Here is a 19,040-nt window from a genome sequence, read left to right on the forward strand (position 1 = left end):
CTTTAAATGGATTTCCTACAGTTAATTTCCACCGAAATCCACCAAACCGCCAAACTTGCTCATAATAGCTGTACTTTTTCCTTCTAATCGCTAAATTTCAGACAATATAGCAAAATTTGCTGTATATTTTACATCTATTTGAAAACTAGCTACTCCACCGAGCACTACTTCTACTTCTACTTCTACTTTTTACTTAACTCACGTCCCCAACCGCCAGCCACGCCACTCCTACAAGTCGGTCTGACTAATCGTTTCGAACTCGTGAACGCCCGAATACACTAGCGCATACGGCGGGATATGAATATCCCCAGCGCCATCCTTATGGAAGCCTGTTCCTTCGGCGTCCAGCCAAATGTCCTGCACATACACGACACCTTTAATCCGGGATATGACGCCGTAAATATCTCCCTTATATACCGTACGCCCAAAACGCCAACCTTCCGCTCCCTGCCCATGATCCATGGGTTGAAGCAGATTTCGGAGCTCGATTGCGATGCGCCGCTGCTCGTTCTTATACTTCGGCTCCATCACCACAACTGCGTGTACGGTAATCTTGATATACTCCGCCGGAATGACATGCAGCTCCGTTGTCAAAAGCCGATGCCGATCCAGATGCTGCTTGATCGTCTGCAAGAAACCCTTGCCAGCTTTAGGCTTATCGCTCTCGCTGTAAGGCACAACCACGACGGTCATCTGCGCCGGCGCCGATACCCGAGGGAAATCCCGCATCCCCGGCTTATACAGCGGGATGGCCTTCACCCGCGCGACGCGGAGCCCCGGCGCCGCCTTCGCGATCGCCTCGTAGTCCTCGGCGGTCACCGCGCGCGTCGGCGCAGCCAACTCGCGCTGCACGCGCAGCTTCGCTTGCGCGAGCGTCTCCGCCTCCAGGCCGCCTCGCGCCGGGAACGGATTCGTCACGCTCACGCCAGGCTCAGCCGCGAAGCCCAAGCCCGTCACGAGGCCGTCCTTCACGTTGCCTCGTACGCCACCGCCCGCCTGCAAGGCCAGGAACCGAATGTTCGGTTCCCCGGACTTGCGCGGCACCAACCCCGCTTCGTTATTTCCGAAGCGGATCGTGCCTGCAGCGGCGTCGTAGACGTAATGCCGGTCTGTTGACTTCGAGTTATCGAAGTCATCCACGGCCGTCCAGTCGTCCCAGACGACGCTATCTTCGCCGCGCGGACGATAACCAACCTGCAGCAGCATGCTGCTAGGTTGGTACACGCGTCCGCGACTGATCTCGAAGGTCTGCCCAGGCAGACCTTTACTGCCTCCCACAAAGCGGCTGTAATCAAACTCAGCCGAGTAAGCAATCAGCCGCACCCGCTTCGCGCCCTGCGGCGGGATGCTGCCATGTACCCCGTCGCCGAAGCGAAGACGGGTCGTCCGACGGGCCGAATCCTGCTGCAACTCGCAGCATAGCTCATCGGGCCCGCAGGTACTCAAATCAGCGACAGTGTGCCAGTCGCGCCAACGACCCTGTTCGTCCAATACCTGAACAGTATGCAGACCGTTATAGGCAAGATAGGAGCTCAGCTGGAAGCTCTGATCTGGTTCACCTGAGCTGTTGAAGCCAGTCACCTCGCTAAAGGTTTCCTGCTCCACAGCTCTCACCGAATTCAACGTAATCTTTTCAATCTTGGGAGCCAGCTCGTAGCCGTCCTCCTCCAGTGTACAACAGATCCAATAGCGACTGCGGTCGTCTGCCGGATACAAGGACATCGGCTTCATTTCGGAAGTGATGAGAAACTTGAGCTCACCACTTTGTGATAAATGAACGGTATTATCCACCGTTGGCTCTATCGGCAGCCAGCTCTCCGACTGTCCATCCGTGTCAGCACCGGCAAATGACCATGTTACCTTGGCAGATGAAATCATCGGTGCTGTTTTCTCAGCATGATGGCTCACCCTCACAGGGTAACGATCAAATAAATTAAAATAGATCGAAATCTCCGTATCCATTGGCAGCGCCCGGTCGAATCCGAGATAAAGATGCGCGCCTTTGCGCGCCTCTGCGCCAAAGGCGTAGTAGGCAATTTTGGCCTGATTGTTCGAGGTATAATCGGCGGCTGCCGTTTCTGTGCGCACCAGCACTTTCTCCAAAACAGCAGGAACAAACTGTATCGTTCCCTGTGTCTCAAAACGCAGATCCATCGCGGTCAGCGGTGTCCCTTTAGGGAGCACAAGCTGCTGCGTAGCGCCAGTAAACGTCACATCACAAACTGCGGATACCGCATCGCGTGGACGAATCCCCAACAGCTTTAGAAACTTGCGTTCACTGCGTTCTGTCACCCGATTTAAATAATACTGCTGCATCTCTGTCATCCAGGACATTAACTCTAGCAGCGTAATCCCTGGGTCATGCTCATTCTCATCTGTCCATTCTGGAAATAGCTTCGGAATCGACTTCCGCGCCTCCATCACCATTTGCTCGAACATCCGGTCATCTAAATTAGGAATAGGCAGCACTTGTGCTCACCTCCTTCGTTTATAGTACGTTCACAACAACCTTGTGCTTTCCGCTCACAATCATGCCATGCGGCAGTGTCGGTAGACGATTGACATCTAACTCTACACGCTCGCCATCTTCGATTTTGAAAACGGTCATGTAAAGCTTCTCGACATGGCTGATCGCCCGAATCGATTTTAATAACGCATAAAAGACAGAAGGATGAATTTGTTGACCGATCGCCCAGCCCTTGTTATCAAAATTGCCCGTTAACGGATCAAGGAATCGATTTAATTTCTCCAAAGCTTGAATTTCTGTATGGACGACAGCGTCCATCCCCTCTACAGCAACAATCGCTGAGACGGAGATTTCCATATATACAGGCTCGATGACCTGCAAGCGCTCAGGAAAAGCAACCAAACTGGAGGCACGTCCAAGAATGTATCGCTCCACTTGCTTTTTCAACTCTGGGAACGTCGAACTGCCTTGTTGTCCTTCTTTTGGCAAAATGACAAGCGTCATCGCTCCAATTTCTTTGTGCATATACGCATTCCGATTCGGAATACACGTCACCTTCGCGATATTCGGATAAGCTTCTCTAGCCAGCCACTCGTAGTCTTTGGACGAAACCGCTCGATTCCGATGCTTCAAAAGCTCTGGCCCCCGCGCTAGCGCAGACTCCAGCTTCTCCGCCTGACACCCGCCCGATGCGGGCTCTGGGTTATAAACCTCCCCAACAAAAGCAATCGAATCCTGCATCTGATTGATCTGTCGAGCGGCAACATTGCCAATTTTGCCCATCGTCACTTGATATGTGACCTTCAATTGCTCCAAACCGCCCTTCGGCGGATGCATCCCATGAACACCATCACCAACTCTGATACGTCCGAAAGTATGATCAATGAGATAATGCCGATCTCGGTTACCCGATAGAGTCAAATCCCGTACAGCTGTCCAGCGTACCCACACCTGCAGAATGTTGCCTTCCGAATCGCGACGGATATCCATCAGCGGTGCCCCTGATAGCTCGTACTCCGAGATCTCTTCTTCTGTTACAAAATCGGTTTCATCCACCCATACTTCCTCAGATACGATACCTAGTCTGCTGAGTTGATATTCCGTTTCATCCAGTCCTTTGACATCGGGAACTTCACCAGTAATTGTCTCCTGCTGGAGGACATGTACCGTGTTCATATAAACGCCCTGAATGGTCGGAATCTGTACACGATCCGTCACATCATCGTAAATATCGTCTCGATTCGTAGCTCGAATCCAGTAACCATCCTGCCCGAACAGCGATACTCCTGCAAAATCGGATGGACCTACGAACTGAACTGTTCCGCTCTGCGTCAGGCCATTCGTTTCATCAATAACCTTGAGTGCCACCCACTCTGGCGGGGTTCCTGGCAGCAATCCTGCTCGTAAATACTCCCACTCCAGCATAGGAACGTCATGCTCCGAGAAGCGCTGCTGTTTGATCGAAACGAATATGGAGATTGGACCTCTCACCGGTGGTGTATCGAATGAAAAGCATAAAGCTGGATGGCTGCCTTCCAATGGCTGAAAAGGTTCAAAACCGCCTTGCAATTGACGACTGTGCTTGGTGCGCTCTTCGTAAACGGTATTATTAAAAGCTAAGCAACGTTCCGCTTGGTAGAGGCGATCCTCATACGAATACGTTAAAGCTACTTCATCTACCCAAGGTGACAAATACAAGGCCTGCGCGATATACGCATTTTCGATATGCAAGATCCGTGCTCTAATCCAGCGATTCTCATTCCCGTTCACATACGTAGGCTGTAGGTCAGAAGGGCATTTGAAATGAATCTCCTTATGAACTTTCTGCTCTACTGGGTAGTAGAAAAGCTTCTCGGCATCCTTGCCCACATCGAGCCTCACCCAAGTCGTACCATTCCAATATTCCCAAGCCACTTGAAGAACCGTTACATGCACAACAGGTGCTTTATCGAACTTGTTCTTCTTCATGACCATTTTCCAATCAATGGGATCCGTCTGTTCTGCCCCAAAACGATTCTCTCTCGCCTGCAATCCGAAGCTCAGCTTAATATCACCATCAGTTTTTGTAAATACTTCCTGACTTCCAATATAAAAAGAGCCATACAGGGCAAATTGATCTCCGAATGGGTAAAAACCGGACGGATCAGCATCAATGTCATTGTAGAACATTTGATCAGGCGGGATGCCGCCAGTCTCGAGTGTGTCCACATAGTCTGTTTTGAACGAGACGTGATCCATGGAAAGTCTGCTATCAGCCAGCGTTTTGCGATCGGTTACGTGTGGCTTTAAGCGACATTGAATCCAACGCCCCGTGATGCCGTTAACTTCTTTCGGTGCAAGTTCTTCACGAATACTTTTGAGCAAAATAACTCGATTTTCCTTCGCCTCAACCTTGTCGAACGGCTTCCAACCATCCGCTGTGGCGTATAACCATTCGGTAAGATTAGGATCTGCGAGTTGACTAGACATCCCAAATTCTTCAAACCGTTTCGTTGAGTTACGGAATTCGATCTCAATCTGCGCTGGATGAGTGACGGTGAAAAGCGAGCTGTGCTCCAAATACAAGGCATGTTCCTGTAAATTATCGCCATCTTGCAAACGGAACAACTTCTTCGGCATCGATAAGCCTTGACGGCTGGCGATTAAAAACTCATCCGCGACCCGAACGATGATGTCCTGCTTACGGCTCGTCACATAGATGCTTGTAAGTACCGCAGGAGTTAACAGTGCACTGCGTGCCGTTTCATAAAGTACCGTATCCGCTAGAACAGCCGCTGCAATCTGTGTCCCTGCGGAAATATACACCGACTCTTTCGTTCCTTCATTCAGCGCGAAAGTGAGATACCCACTTGCTGGTCTAGCCGGTAACAACGTGACATCGAACATATTCAGAAATGAGATCAAATTTTTTGTAGGCACGCGATTCAATCGCTTAATATTGTCATGAAACATATCGGCAAACATCAGGAATAACGCAGAACCAGGATCCGGGTTCTCAGGCGTAAATCGCCACTCTGGCGTATAATACGGGGCCATTTCCTTCATTTGAGCAATCAGATCAGGTATGTCTCTGGGATCAATTTTGGGAGGTTGCACAGCTCCACCTCCTCTCTACACGTCTCGTCATCGCTTCCGCATCCTCTTTCTATTTCGAACCTTCAAATAAATAAAACGGATAGACTTGGTTAAACAAGTTGTTCGTTGTACGTACTTGATAGGCAATATGAATCATTACTTTAGCGGGATCATCTATTTCGGGCACAGCTTTCACTTCAACTTCATGAACCCGTGGCTCCCAGTTTCGGATGGCTTCTTCAATATTACTTTGCAGCAAATGCAGCGTTGTATCATCGGTTAAGCCGAAAATAAATTCTTGAACTCCGCATCCAAAAGAGGGACGCATCACGCGCTCTCCTTGTGTGGTTCCCAAGATAACGCGAATCGCTTCTGCGATGTCTTCCTCATACTCGGACATTCGGATCCTTCCTGTTGCAGGATCAACCTGAATCGGGAATTTCCAGCCCCGTCCCAAAAATGCTTCCGACATCTCGCCACGCCCTCTCGTTAATTGATCATAACGCTAGTTAATTTTCACCATACTACCTTTGATGTTAATGATCCCATCTGATTTCAGATCCAGCGTAGCCCCTGCCTTCAAAGCCATGGTAGCAGAAGCTTCTATATTAATTTGCGTAGATTTAATTTTGATTTCCTTCGTGCTTTCAATGCCGACTTCACCTTTGGCGTTCAATGTGATCTTAGACGTTTGGCTGACGACGGATATTTCATTCGCAGACCCGCCCTTGATCAGAATCTTATTGTTGCCACTGGAATCAGCAATCGAAATGCTTTGATCTTTGTCTTTGAGTTCAATAATTTGGCCTTTTTTGGTCTTCAGGGTGATGCTCTCGTCACCACTTTTATCATTGAAAGAGAGCTCATGACCAGAACGTGTCTTAATCATGCGCAAATCATTTTTCTCAGCAGGCGGAGGTGGCATATTCTTCGGATTCCACAGCATACCAATGACGAAAGGCATCCGAAGCTCGCCTAAATGGAAGGCAACCAACACTTCATCTCCTACTTCGGGGATAAAAAGACTGCCCATTTCCTTACCGCCCATCATTGTGGCGATGCGGACCCAATCCGTCTCTGTTTCCGTTTCTTGCATCGGAAGCTTGAGCTTCACACGTCCCATTTTATCGGGATCCGTGTTATTCGTTACAACAGCAACCATGACGCCGCCAATTTTCTGGCTGGAAAAATCAGAGATGCCGCCAATCGTAATATCGGGAGTTTTGAACATTAGACTGCATTCCCTCCCAATTGAAACCGAGTTGTGTAACCTTCGTCATCAAAAATGTGGGTTGCCCCTGTCACATAATAAGGCTGATCAAACGTCTTGCCTACACCGCTCAGCTTAATATAGCGCCCCGCGCGAATTTCTGGAATGCCAATGCATTCCCCACTGCCGCTAACCAACTTCATCGCTCGGCGATTTAGTATCGCATCCGCGTAGCTTTTGGCTTCTTCAACGGAGCTTACATTTGTATACATATGCTCGACGAAATCACCCTTAGAGGCTAGGATGTCCTTGCCCGTCTTGCTATTGGAACCAAGCTTCGACACGTTGGCTGATTTGCCTTCGATAACCTTTAACTCTTTATTATCCCAAGCTCGAACGGTTACGCCCGTAATTTGCTCGGCTAAATTGTGATCTATCATTAAACTGCGGAGCGTCTTCCCCATCTCCAGTGTCATCACGGCTGTCATTGCCGTCAATGGCTTACGGAAATACAAATTCTTCCCCACCACGAAAAAATCATAGTTAACTAAATTCGCTAAGTTTTGAATGAAATGATAATCATTAATTTGACTCTGCGAAAGTGCTGGAAATTCTGTCGTTGTTGCATCAACATGTGTCTTGAAGCCATATGTCTTGGCGATTTCTTCTACAACATCACTATATTTCTTCTTGTTCCAAGAACGAGACTTCGTCCCCTTCATCATCAAGTAAGAAATGTCCATCCCGCGTACCACGAGACCAGGAGCACCGTCCTCTGGAAAATCTACAACAACGGAAGTAATTTGGCCTGTAAAGACTGCGGTGAATTTATCAACATATCCCAAACCGATATCAATGGCTTTACCTAATGCAAAAGTAGATAACCATTGGAATTCATTTTTGGTTACATCATAGGCATTCGCTATCCGAAAAGAAAAGGAATCTGCAGTTCCATCGATGGATGTCTCCACACGCAAGTTATCCAGTGCGATATCATCCGAAAGCTTAGTGCCATCTACTTTTATATCATAGTAAGGGGCATAAAAATCGCCGTACTTCTTGGCCAAATCATCAAATGTAAATGAGCTTGTTTCTAGATCTAACGCCATAGGCTTAATCCAACCTCGGAACTGAAATGCGGCGTCCCGTGGTTACTTTCATTGGATTGTCGATACCATTTGCCTTAGCAATTTCCCGCCAAAGCGTAGGATCTTCGTACTCATTGGCAGCAATCGTCCACAGTTGATCGCCTTGGTTGAGCATCTTTAATTTTGTTCTATCTGCAGAATGTCGTGGGATTTGCTTCAACTGATCTTTCTTACTGAGCGTTGATTTAAAAGTCACTTTGAGCTTGGCTCGCACTGGAACTCCCGTATCGAGAAACATGGTGAAATGCTGATTGACTTTCTCAACGACTCCTTTAAAATCCAGTGAACCCCACACAAATCGGCAAAGTGGCGGTGCATGAATCTCCTTTTCAACATCCAAAAGACCTGAAATCTTCGTCGTCAACTGACGAACATCCGTCCCTTTTTCATATGTGTCAAAATAAAAATCCATCGTGAGCGTCGATGTGCCTCCACTCACAAATTGTGCAATCGGCATGGACAGACCCGGCACTGTTTTCCAAGAATAGCTGTTGCCGGTATCGAGCGTATACTCGCCCGGATTGAACATCACTTGCACATTTTCAGTCTTGCTGCCTTTGTGAACAATAATCATCGCTTTCTTGAGCGCCATAGGTATCCGTCCTCTCTGCCATTATTTATATAATTAACGTTGTTAATGATTCATATGATTACTCATTATACACCACGCCGTTGCCGCTCGAACTTCATCTTTTTCTCAATTTCGCGGTAGACCTTCTCCGCAATCTTGGCGATGTCCAGTTGTGGAAGCTGCTTAACCAACTCTTGCAACTGCTCTTCACTTAGCTCTGGTGGTGCCTGATCAACAGGTGCAGTTGGCATTGATTCTTGATCCGCGCTCGTTTTGGTGCGCAGCCAATCCATATCCAGCGGTGTATCTGCGAGCTGACTAGTTGCAGCTTGTTTATGCTCCAACATGCTGATTGGCGAAGCCAGCTGTTCTTGCCCTGCAGCCGGCACGGACAGCCCCGTTGGCTGTATTCGCGACTGCATAGGCACGCTCATCACAGGCGGGCCTGCCTGGCTCGCGCCGATTGGCGGCTGCTGCGTTCGCGCCTGCATGAGCATGCTCATTGCAGGCATGCCTTGGTGGCCGTCGGCGCTAGCTTGCGCGCCGCCGGCGGCTCTCGCTTGCCGCTGCACCTGTGTGGGCAGCGGCTTGGTTAATGCAGCAGCAGCCCAGCCTTGGCTGCTGCTGTTCGTGAGGCTGGCGGTGCGCTGCACGCCAGCTGTTGGTGCTGCGGCTCTGCCGGAGGCAGCCGCAGCTATGCCCGCAGGAGCTGCGCGAAGCGCTCCTGCGCTGCTCGCCAGCACCGGCATGACACGTTGTGTCATGCTTGCGCTCTGGCGAGCACTTGGCGCGCGTGCAACGCGCGTGCCTGTCACGACCTCTGCGGTTGGAGAAGCAGCCGCAGGTTCAAGGGCTTGTGCCCGCTCTTCTACTTGCGCGCTGATCATAGCCCTAATGGTTTGCTCCGCCGATTCCACTTGAAAGCGTTCCGCTTCCAAGTGGCTCTCCGAACCCTGTTCCTCTTTCTTAGGCTCGCGCTCACGATCTTCGACGATTACTCGTCTTTGAAGGTGTTCGGCTTGCGCCTTTGACCAAGTTACCGCGCCGTTTCGTGAAGTTTCTGACCTTCTTGGCTTAGAACCTTGCCTACTATCGCCTTGGGTTGCTCTATTCATCAACTGTCTAATTCTCGTCTCGCTAGCTCGTTGAATAAGATTTCCAGGACTTGTTCCATTGGCTGGCTGGAAGCGATTATTCGCACTTTGCATTGTAGCATTCTGACTTGGCAACTGACCTTGTGCCTGTATAACAGTTCGTCCTGCTTGAGCAGAGCTTGTCGTGCTTACTCCTGCAGATTCATTCCTTGAAGCAGAACTTGCCTTCCTGGTTATTAAGTTACCAGACGGTTGCTCTAAGGGACTTCTTCGAAGGATGTCACCTGATTTACTGCGTTGGTCAAGCGTGTCAGCAGATGCTAGATTAGCTCTTCTTGCTTGTATACCGTTCACAATGCCTAATGAAGGATGAACGAGCGTGTCTTGCTCTATACTCCGCATTCTTCTCAGCTGCAGAGAATTGCCTATACGACTATCTTCCGATTGCCTACTACGATTCCCAAAATCAGAAGTCCGTTGTACACGCTGCCCACGAACAAGCTCTCTTGATGGTTGATTGAACTGCGCGTTCCTATCTCCATCTAAGCGATCAGCCTGTAAGGAATTAGCTAGATCTGAACGATGTTGTTCTGCTTCTACGTTTTCTTTGTTTCCCTGCATCTGATTGGTTACTAAAGAATTCTGTTGCATAGGATCGTTTGTTAGGGATTCCTGTGCCTGTCCTATTTGTAGGTTCCTACTTTGGCTATCGTGCTCTTTATCTGTAGATCGTATCACCTGCGCGCTTAACTCCGTCGTACTGAATGTTTGGACGGTTGGAGCGTTTTGCTGCTGATCGATAGCACTTATTCGTCTTGTTGCCGTGCCATCCTCTACTCGTCCTGCTCGAAGTGTTAACAGACTTCTCTCCCATGTAGGCGATGAACGGGTTACTGAAGTACTCTTCTCACCACTTAATACAGATGATGGTAACTGCGTACCTAGCGGTGACTGCCTTGAAGTAAACTGTCCTAAATCAATTTTACGCTGAATTGTAGCTTGCTGCTCTCTCACACGATTAACGCGAGACTGACTTCCAGCCCTTCTAACCATGTCCAGAGGTGAAAGTCCCGTTGATTTGCCATTCGAACGTGTGCTAGTTGTCTCCTGCAAGATTGATTGGTTCGCAAGAGATTGAGTCTGGCTTGATGCTACAACTCGACCCCTTAATTTGCTGGAACTCGCCATTTCAGTTGAAACGTTTCTTATACCGCCTTCGACTGATCTAGTTGGTCCAAGTAACCTGCGTTGAAGCTGACCTGTTCCATTCACTACCCTAGCACTATTACTCCCTGTCACATAAGTGATGCTGTTGTGTGCTGCCTTCGAAGCAATCTCAGCAGCTAAGGTTTGTTGGAGCGTCGTTCCTTGCGCTACTGATGGGATATTATTTTCAGTGGAGCTTGGCTGTGCCTGACCTGCCAATTGGTTAGTACTTGCTTCAGATTGGCGATGCGCAGAACGCAGTAAACGCACAACCTCTCGGCTAGTTTTACTTTCCCCCTGCTTAGCAGACACTGGAACCACAATTCCAATGGAGCGAATGCTTGCATCTGTAACTCTAGCTGCAATCTCTTTAGCTAATTCTCCAGCAGGTCGTTTGCCCTTCCCAGCTTGGGATTGACTATGGAACTGCTGATTGTCTGGTTTTATAGTTGGCAGTTTATCGTTATCAGCTTGCCCTCTAAACGCAACATTTGTAAGAAGGGTATCCTCATCTGCTTGTACCATAGGTTTCATCTGAATAACACTCGGAGCTGCTACTTCTAATTGCCTTTGTTCTTGTTGGAGGTGTGAGCCTCGGCTAACTTGATTTTCTTGCTGACGATGCAGTCGTTGACTACCCAGCAGCTGCTCATTTCTCTTCGCTGATTTACTTATAATCCTTGGAGCCATCATTGATTCTCTAAAACTTTGTTGAATAAGTTTACCTGTTGATTTAGTTCGTATGTCTGAGCCTAGATCAGGCTTTTTAAAATGATTGGATAGATGAGGAGAAGCCAAACTTGTTACAGCTTGCAAACCATCTTTACTAACACTATTTGTACTTCTAATGAAAAATTCATCAGAAGAGGGTTGTCTTTGTATGGTAACGAGTTGCTGCAACCAGCTTTCGTTGCTTTGAATTTTCTGTGCTGCGCGTCTCTTCTCCATCCGAACAGGCTCTGTGTACACCTGACTTGGGTAGGTAGTCGCACTCTTAACTCGTGTGGAAGCTGCTGCATCCTCTTCTGGCTCCTGATACGTTCCAGATTCAGGTACTGCATATTCTGGTTGTAATCTTATGTCACGAGGACTAGCTATGGAATCTTTCGTTCCATTACCTATAGTACTCGCCGTTTCTTGCGTCGTCGGAATACCCCCACTATTTTTGCGGGGTCTTCCTCTCTTTCGTTTAACTGGTTGTTCAACGGGTTGCAGCCTCACGAATTCTGTCAATCCAGCATCTTCATCCATAGCTTGCTGTTCTGATTGCGCTTGGTACACATCTTTCCCTTGTGGCGATCCTGCACTGTCCTTACTTGGTGTTTCTTGTCGTTCAATCTGTTCATGCAAACTATTTCTAGCTTGTAATTGCTGTCTTTCTTGTTGTATCTGCTGATCATGCTGTATCTGATCTTCTTGCTGCATCTGTGTTACTCGTTGTTCCTGTTGTTCTTGCTGTTGCGCTAGACCTTGTCTAGCAGCCAATAATTCAATCTGCTCATTCAGCTGTGAGGTGTGATGCTGCTCTTGTAACTGGTGCAGTCTCTGAACAACTTCCATCGTGCCAGTGCCCTGCTCTTGCCGTTCACCATAAGAGGCCTGTTGCTGCAAAGCTTCTTCTTGCCCACTTATTTTGCGCCATACTCTTGTCGTACTGGAATCAAATTCTCTCATCCCGTCGCGACTAGGACTAGCCGTTCTGGTTGAGGCATGCATAGATCTAGGTAAACGCGACGTTAAGCTCGCAGCATTAATCGCCAAGGGTTGCCCACTTGTGGAAAGAAAACCTTTCGCTAATGAAGATCTATTACTACCTTTACCTGTAGCATTCTGAATCTCATCTTGTTCAAGGTAAGCTTGCTTACTTGCTTGTGTTTCCTGCCCCTCGACGTGTTTGAGCAGTAAACTGCGAATAAAACGCACTGTACTAGGAGACGTTTTTACCGAAAATGGACCCTCACCAAGTTTCAACGACTTTCTAGTTTCGATTGGCGATGTTTCCTCTGTAAAGCTTGTTCCTAGCAGTTCAGCCTTATGCCTTATTGGCGAACCTGAATGTGACGTTCCTCTGTGTCGGATTGGCGTTTGTGTTACCTCTTGTAAGATAGCCTTAGCCATTCCCAAAAGCGATGGACTTGCCGACAGACTTGTCTGCTCAGATGCGAGAGCACCAATGAATTTGTCTTCGCTCTGCCCCAAAATCAGTTTCCCAGATTGGAATTGTTCCAACCACTTGGACGTATTTCGTATCGCATCAACGTGATCAGCAACAATGGAGTGATTCGTCTTCCCTGCCTTGTTCTCGTCACCATGGATCGCCCGGGCTGAGGGCTGAGCTCCGTCACTTAATGCCTGTTTATATAATAATTGTAATGTTTTCCGCTGAATATTCGTTGTAGGACCTGTATGTTGAACGCCATTCACCATCGGGCTCGGTTGATTCGTCTTGCTGCTTGTAGAATGAGCTAGCATACCTATCGAAGCAACGAGCTGCCTCATCGAACGCTGAATAATCGGTAAATTCCGTTTGTTAACGACGTTAATTCCTGCTTGGACAGACTTCGCATCGCCATCTTTAGCGACATGTTCGTTTGCTTCCTTAGTCAGGAGTTGGCTTTCTAATGCCTTGGATTTGTTGCTTTTGCGTCCTCTCTTTTTCTTGATTGGCAGATCAGCAGCTGCTGGCGCCAGTTCAGAGGACAATCGTTTAATTTCTTGTTGTTGCTCTTCTAAAAGTACTTGCTTCGGCAGACGATAACCGCTTTGTGCGACTATTTTCTGTATGTGTTCAATCGTTTGTTGTTTTGTTATTAAAGGTGCTGACTCTGGATGTTTCAAGCTTTGCAGCTGCACTTGCAATTGTAAGATCCAAGCGCGATCACTTGGGTTCTGAATGGAAGCTAATTCTTTATCCGTTAATAGACCCTTGCCCTTAAAAATCAGAGCAAACATGCCTAAATAGTTATTTCGATCCCACCCATACTTCCCCATAATGCCAGAAGCGAATTGCTTGGCCTGACGAGAAGTTTGACCGACAGTTGTCGTGCGATAGCCTTTAGCAAAGCGTAATGAACCTTTACTCTTCTTACCAAGGGGTTTATGCGATTGTCGAGATTTCATGAACAATCCCCCTAAAAGTTTTCGTCAGAAAACTGACTTCTTCGTAAGCATTCACTTAAGTTGCTGTGAACTTATTTCTTAAAAATCGTCTTCAATCCCGCATGCACGAGCTCAATCGATTCAATCGCGACATTCGCACTGCCCGCATTCAGATCTGGCCCGTTCCATTTGACAGGAAACGCACTCGTAAATTCCCAACGACACATTTCTTTTCCTTCAACATTGTACAAAAGAATAGAGCCATTCTTACGGCTTATTTTGCCTTGAACCGCGTTATTGTACCAATCCCATAGCTCACTGGCATTGCTAATGCCCCTTTTGAGCACGATATTCGGGTACTTCGTATGTTGGACCATGTAGTGTGGATGGGTGTTCAAGCCACCTTCCCAATACGGCTTTACTTCGATCTCTGACTTCATGCCCGTCACTTCGGAGAATCCCCCAACGATCAGTCCATCAAGCTCAACGAGAAAACGAAAGTTACCGCCTACATTATGCAATTTGGATGACTTTGCCATTGTTTGTTACTCACCTCTTACCGAAACACATCAAACGGATTGTCTGGCTGTTTTTTACCTTCTTCGTTCAAATTGCGATTGATGCGGGAAATCTCCTCACACCACGTGCGGCGTTCACGGTGTTCCATGGACATAATTTCATCATGTGACCAATGAAAATAGTAAGCGATGAAGCCAACTTCTTCATATATTTTGTCTATGGGATAGCCCGTTACGCCATCTCGTCCAAAAAAGACACATCCACATCAAACTCGTGCTCACATTTTGGGCAACTCGTATGAACTCTTGGCACGTCCATTTCGTTAATTTGACGGTAAAAGTTTTGCAAGAATGCTAAATCTGCTGTAAAAAACTTCTCAACAACACGTGTATCAATGGCACGTAGATCTCCCAAATTTGTAATAACACGTGTAAGCAGGATGATGGTTAAATAACCAGGGTTTTGCTGAACACGTTGGTCACGCATAGGTAGAATTTCATCCGCAGCTGTTGCTAAACGCATGACACCTCTCTTGTGAAGCGTACCATTGTCATCCACATATCCTCTAGGAAGTTCAAATTCATATTCTGTTTTGAAAGCCATGTTGTTGTTCCCCCTTAAAGTTTTCGCCAGAAAACTAGCATCGTAAGCATAATCTTGTGGTGATGAGGCTAAGCCTCTTAACAAAAAGAAGAGTTAGGAACCGGAGACATACGCTCCGGCACCTACTCTAACCTTGTATTACTTCGTACGTGTCATACCTTCATGAGCAAGCTCTAAGCTCTCGATAGCAACTTCGTTCCCAGTCCCTTTGAAGCTTGGTGCTGAGTACTTGGATGGCCATGCTTCGATTACTTGCCAAGTAGCTACATCTCCGCCCTCTTCATTGATCGCGATAATCGTGACCGTTTTACGGGAGATTTTGCCTTGAATGGATTCTGACATCCAGTTGTACATATCCATGGAGTCTGTAACTCCCCATTTCAATGAGATGTTACCGTATTTTGCAAGTCCCGGAAGCTTCCGAGGCGTGATGGTTTCGTTTCCTTCGCGGTATTCAATTACCGATAGGGAAGCATCAAATCCAGAGATTTCGCTGAATCCAGCTTGTTGAATACCTTCTACTTCAATTCTAAATCTAAAATTGCGGTATGGATCCCTACGTTCGCCAGCCATAGTATACCCCTTTCCTAATATGCGTGATATCTAACGTTAGACTATTCTTCTCTTGTTTTCTGAGTAATGCGGAAGATTACGAACTCGGCAGGTTTCACCGGTGCAACCCCAATTACGCAGATAAGTCGACCATTATCGATGTCGTCCTGTGTCATGGTGCTGCGGCCGATATTGATGTAGAACGCTTCTGAAGGACTTCCGCCCATTAGAGCACCATCTCTCCATACCCGCGTTAAGAACGCATCAATCGTCCGCTGTACACGTGCCCAAAGCTGTTCGTCATTCGGTTCGAAGACAACCCAGTTCGTGCCGTTCTTGATGGACTCTTCGATAAAGATGAACAAACGTCTAACGTTCACATATTTCCATAAACCGTTCGACGATGTTGTACGAGCACCCCAAACGCGAATACCTTGTCCAGCAAAATGACGGATCAAGTTAACGCCTTGTGGGTTTAGAATATCTTGCTCGCCTTTGTTATATTGGCAATCTAGGCCAACGGCACCGCGAACGACTTCATTCGCAGGCGCTTTTTGAACGCCACGAGATTGGTCGGAACGGGAGTAAATACCAATAACAGAGCCAGATGGCGGTATGTAAATATTGCGTTTGTCTAATGGATCAAAAACTTGCAACCATGGGTTGTACATAGCCGCATAAGAACTGTCGAAGATGTTGCGGTGTGTCATAACATCAGCAACTTTTGTTTTCTCACGTGGAATATCGAGAACCGCGAAACGGCTGCCTAAGTTTTCACAGTGCGCTACAAGGGATAATTGAACCGTCGGCTCCGTTACACCTGGAATCGCAATGATGGACACAACATCGTTATCGATGAAGGATTGAATCCCTGTACGCTTACCTGGACCACGATCAACACCCATATAAATATCAGGTGTTACATTCGCGATGGAACCGTTGCTGCCGCCAGACAATGCGATTTGGAATTTGCCAGTTGCTTCGTTCTCACCGGAAAGCACCTCGAAAGGAGCGATTGCGCCAAGATCTTGACCTTCTGTCAAATCCTTCACTGTAATAATGTTCGAGCGGGAAACAATTTTCTCAATGTGATTCGCTGCCGTAATGTTCAGGGATACCCGCTCATACGTCTCAGCTTCGTCACCGTAGAATACGTGAAGTGTAAATTCACTTGTTGTCAATACTTTTGCTGGCAGTAATCCGCTATCAACAACATCACCTTCAAGTGCCACAGACAACTCGATAATGTTATCTTGGGAAGCGACTACTTTGCTGTATTGTTTCGCGCCTGCTGCTTCGAAAGCAACTACGTCGCCAACGTTAAAGCCAGCGTTGTTTTTCACGCGATATTGTGTTTCGCTTAGCACTTCATAGATTTGTGTCTTTGCTTTGCTAGCTGGCACAACAACGATACGCACTTGGTTCCCCCATGTTCCAGGGTTCTTGGAAGCAATTTCAATAATTGCTGATTCTTTATTCGAAGCCGCTTTGTTCGTTGCTACTTTCGCGTCAGTTGGCGCTACACGCATAACGAAACAGCGATTACCTCCGTTTAAGTAGAAATGCTCTACCGCGTAGGAAAGGAAACGATATTCGCCGAATTCATTTTCGGACAAGTAGCTACCGAATAAACGGTGGAAATCAGCTACGCTCGTAACCAGTTGAGGGACACCTTCAATTTCCCCTCTTTGCGCAAGCCCTATAAACCCGGCCGTACTTGTGCTTGCACCCTCAAGCGGTTGTGCTCCGCTGTCAAACTCTTCCACATAGACTCCAGGTGATAAATAGTCAGCCATTGTTCCCCAGTTCAGTCAGATGGCACTGCTTACTCAATAAATATGGCCAAAGACATGAAACCAGTTCTCTCCTTTCTGCTTGTCATTTTGTATAGAAGATGGACGTGTCCATTCTACTAATTAGGGTTACGCGAGACGTATCGTGCCAAGATTGGTTGTTGTTCCTTCAGCTACTGCGAGATCCTGGATACTGTGACTGTGCTTGCCATCGGTTCCATACGTAATAACCAAGTCCGTCTGAAACGTCGGAATTCGATTCCCTCGAAAAGCAATGGCAACCTCGCCACGCTCTGTACTTCGGGTCTCTTGCACAGGCAACAGCATTGCGCCACGGGAATACGATTGGGCCAGAGGATTCAATAATCGAAATCTTTTCTGGTGTTCGAGCACTTCAGAAATCCGAATGACCTCTTCCGAAGCTTGAGAACCTCTTCCTCGCAGCAGATACACATCGCCAGCCACAATGCCACCTGTAAATGAGCCTAAGGTCATTTCCATCGCGCCTTTGTCAGCTTGATCAACCATTAATCGCGCGCGCGCGCAGTCCTCCGTTAGCACGGTCGACTGTAAGTGAGCATCACGGATCGGAGCCCCTGCTGCATTCTGCAACATGACTCGAATAAGTCCTGCCCCTTGAGAAAATGGGTATGAAGGTAACGGTTTCATTTGAACGACTTCAATAAAATTGTGTGTGCCAACCGTGATGTTTGTTTGTTCTTGAAAATAATACTCGCTATGTACCGATAATCGGTATTCGCCGGGGGATAAATCGTTGAATATATAGGAACCATTCGATTTGCGAATTGCTTTCGAACGGGAGCCTTCTAGGTGTACTGTGGTCTTGTTGCCAAGAGGAGCTTGAGAGGTGAGTGCGTCAATCACACACACAACAAGGGATACACGGGATCTCAATTGTGATATTCGAATCTGATCCACAGGTGGAATCCTCCTAACCTTGAATACGAAAATCGGTTTCCGAAACCCTTTTAGTTGTTTTGATACGCGTTGAGTCAATATGTACTGGCCCCACCGTATAGGCGACTGAGAGTCTGTAAGGGGTGTCTGAGAAATTCCACATGTTCATGAGACTTTCACCTTTAAAAGGATCCATGACGATACGAACTTCTTCATCTTGCTCAGCTAACGTACCGACTGTCATTGAACCTCGAAGGATCGAATGATCGTAGAATACCTGCATCGCTCTTCCTAGAATCCGATGCTCATCCAGTGCTCGCGATGAGAGTTCGGCCGGCGATTGCACGGTAACTAGATAACATAAATCGACAACCATAGGTGGAAACTGAATTTCATTCGTTCCTCTAGCAATCATATGTGTTTGACGATTGTTGCCACTCTCACGAACATTGTAGAGATAGAGTGAGAGATAAAAATCCCCTTTATCTACAGGTGATGCGAGACCAATCATTTCTGGTTGCGGAATGGGATCTGGGGTCATGTTTTCTCTAAGTAGCTTAACTAATGATGCACTTACATCAGCGATCACAGAATAATTGCCTATGAGTGTCACTTCCTGCCTCTAAATACCTATTAAACTTGTAAAAAAGATACTCTTTATGTCGCATTATGTATCTTTTTCTATTATAAATGTAAACCTTCGGGTTGACTATAGGAATTATATTATTTATTTGTGCGTTTTCCCCGAAATTTGGCGATTTTTGACCAAAAAATGGCGTATATAA

14 protein-coding genes are annotated in these 19,040 nt (G+C 47.3%); all 14 read right to left on the minus strand.

The features are described 5' to 3' along the window. Nucleotides 1–228: 228 nt before the first annotated feature. The 14 genes from AC58QM_RS31095 to AC58QM_RS31160 all read right to left on the minus strand — a co-directional run bounded on the left by AC58QM_RS31095 (nucleotide 229) and on the right by AC58QM_RS31160 (nucleotide 18,868). The gene (locus AC58QM_RS31095; RefSeq protein WP_497288631.1) at nucleotides 229–2,469 is read right to left on the minus strand and encodes a putative baseplate assembly protein; all 2,241 of its coding nucleotides are present in this window, start codon (nucleotides 2,467–2,469) and stop codon (nucleotides 229–231) included. A gap of 19 nt (nucleotides 2,470–2,488) precedes the next feature. Continuing rightward, a complete protein-coding gene (locus tag AC58QM_RS31100; RefSeq protein WP_497288632.1) occupies nucleotides 2,489–5,563 on the minus strand; it encodes a baseplate J/gp47 family protein in 3,075 nt (1,024 codons plus the stop codon). 49 nt (nucleotides 5,564–5,612) lie between these two features. Next, a complete protein-coding gene (locus AC58QM_RS31105; protein ID WP_497288633.1) occupies nucleotides 5,613–6,014 on the minus strand; it encodes a GPW/gp25 family protein in 402 nt (133 codons plus the stop codon). Between the two features lie 33 nt (nucleotides 6,015–6,047). Beyond that, nucleotides 6,048–6,773 carry a phage baseplate assembly protein V gene (locus AC58QM_RS31110; protein WP_497288634.1) on the minus strand — a complete coding sequence of 242 codons (726 nt, stop codon included), beginning with the start codon at nucleotides 6,771–6,773 and terminating at the stop codon, nucleotides 6,048–6,050. Then, the gene (locus AC58QM_RS31115; protein ID WP_497288635.1) at nucleotides 6,773–7,861 is read right to left on the minus strand and encodes a phage late control D family protein; all 1,089 of its coding nucleotides are present in this window, start codon (nucleotides 7,859–7,861) and stop codon (nucleotides 6,773–6,775) included. The genes AC58QM_RS31110 and AC58QM_RS31115 overlap by 1 nt, the downstream gene beginning before the upstream one ends. A gap of 4 nt (nucleotides 7,862–7,865) precedes the next feature. Beyond that, nucleotides 7,866–8,492 carry a CIS tube protein gene (locus AC58QM_RS31120; RefSeq protein ID WP_497288636.1) on the minus strand — a complete coding sequence of 209 codons (627 nt, stop codon included), beginning with the start codon at nucleotides 8,490–8,492 and terminating at the stop codon, nucleotides 7,866–7,868. Between the two features lie 65 nt (nucleotides 8,493–8,557). Beyond that, on the minus strand, nucleotides 8,558–13,891 hold the full coding sequence (locus AC58QM_RS31125; RefSeq protein WP_497288637.1) for a hypothetical protein: 5,334 nt from the start codon (nucleotides 13,889–13,891) through the stop codon (nucleotides 8,558–8,560). A 71-nt stretch (nucleotides 13,892–13,962) separates the two neighbouring features. Next, complete coding sequence (locus AC58QM_RS31130) at nucleotides 13,963–14,409, minus strand: phage tail protein (RefSeq protein ID WP_497288638.1); 447 nt, start codon at nucleotides 14,407–14,409, stop codon at nucleotides 13,963–13,965. A 17-nt stretch (nucleotides 14,410–14,426) separates the two neighbouring features. Next, nucleotides 14,427–14,609 carry a DUF6760 family protein gene (locus tag AC58QM_RS31135; RefSeq protein ID WP_081787256.1) on the minus strand — a complete coding sequence of 61 codons (183 nt, stop codon included), beginning with the start codon at nucleotides 14,607–14,609 and terminating at the stop codon, nucleotides 14,427–14,429. Between the two features lie 11 nt (nucleotides 14,610–14,620). Next, complete coding sequence (locus tag AC58QM_RS31140) at nucleotides 14,621–14,992, minus strand: phage tail assembly protein (protein WP_497288639.1); 372 nt, start codon at nucleotides 14,990–14,992, stop codon at nucleotides 14,621–14,623. A gap of 138 nt (nucleotides 14,993–15,130) precedes the next feature. Continuing rightward, entirely contained in the window at nucleotides 15,131–15,565 is a 435-nt protein-coding gene (locus AC58QM_RS31145; protein WP_056612231.1) for a phage tail protein, read from the minus strand. A 41-nt stretch (nucleotides 15,566–15,606) separates the two neighbouring features. Next, a complete protein-coding gene (locus AC58QM_RS31150) occupies nucleotides 15,607–17,340 on the minus strand; it encodes a phage tail sheath subtilisin-like domain-containing protein (RefSeq protein WP_497288640.1) in 1,734 nt (577 codons plus the stop codon). Between the two features lie 126 nt (nucleotides 17,341–17,466). Then, on the minus strand, nucleotides 17,467–18,276 hold the full coding sequence (locus AC58QM_RS31155; protein WP_497288641.1) for a beta-sandwich domain-containing protein: 810 nt from the start codon (nucleotides 18,274–18,276) through the stop codon (nucleotides 17,467–17,469). A 13-nt stretch (nucleotides 18,277–18,289) separates the two neighbouring features. Beyond that, nucleotides 18,290–18,868: a Pvc16 family protein gene (locus AC58QM_RS31160; RefSeq protein WP_310500856.1), complete on the minus strand. Its 579-nt coding sequence runs from the start codon at nucleotides 18,866–18,868 to the stop codon at nucleotides 18,290–18,292. Nucleotides 18,869–19,040: the final 172 nt, after the last annotated feature.

This window comes from Paenibacillus sp. J22P165 (assembly GCF_059692015.1).

Coding starts and splice junctions, on each gene's coding strand:
- AC58QM_RS31145 (WP_056612231.1), bottom strand. CDS start 15,565: ATGGCTGGCGAACGTAGGGATCCATACCGCAATTTTAGATTTAGAATT.
- AC58QM_RS31140 (WP_497288639.1), bottom strand. CDS start 14,992: ATGGCTTTCAAAACAGAATATGAATTTGAACTTCCTAGAGGATATGTG.
- AC58QM_RS31130 (WP_497288638.1), bottom strand. CDS start 14,409: ATGGCAAAGTCATCCAAATTGCATAATGTAGGCGGTAACTTTCGTTTT.
- AC58QM_RS31150 (WP_497288640.1), bottom strand. CDS start 17,340: ATGGCTGACTATTTATCACCTGGAGTCTATGTGGAAGAGTTTGACAGC.
- AC58QM_RS31125 (WP_497288637.1), bottom strand. CDS start 13,891: ATGAAATCTCGACAATCGCATAAACCCCTTGGTAAGAAGAGTAAAGGT.
- AC58QM_RS31105 (WP_497288633.1), bottom strand. CDS start 6,014: ATGTCGGAAGCATTTTTGGGACGGGGCTGGAAATTCCCGATTCAGGTT.
- AC58QM_RS31120 (WP_497288636.1), bottom strand. CDS start 8,492: ATGGCGCTCAAGAAAGCGATGATTATTGTTCACAAAGGCAGCAAGACT.
- AC58QM_RS31115 (WP_497288635.1), bottom strand. CDS start 7,861: ATGGCGTTAGATCTAGAAACAAGCTCATTTACATTTGATGATTTGGCC.
- AC58QM_RS31110 (WP_497288634.1), bottom strand. CDS start 6,773: ATGTTCAAAACTCCCGATATTACGATTGGCGGCATCTCTGATTTTTCC.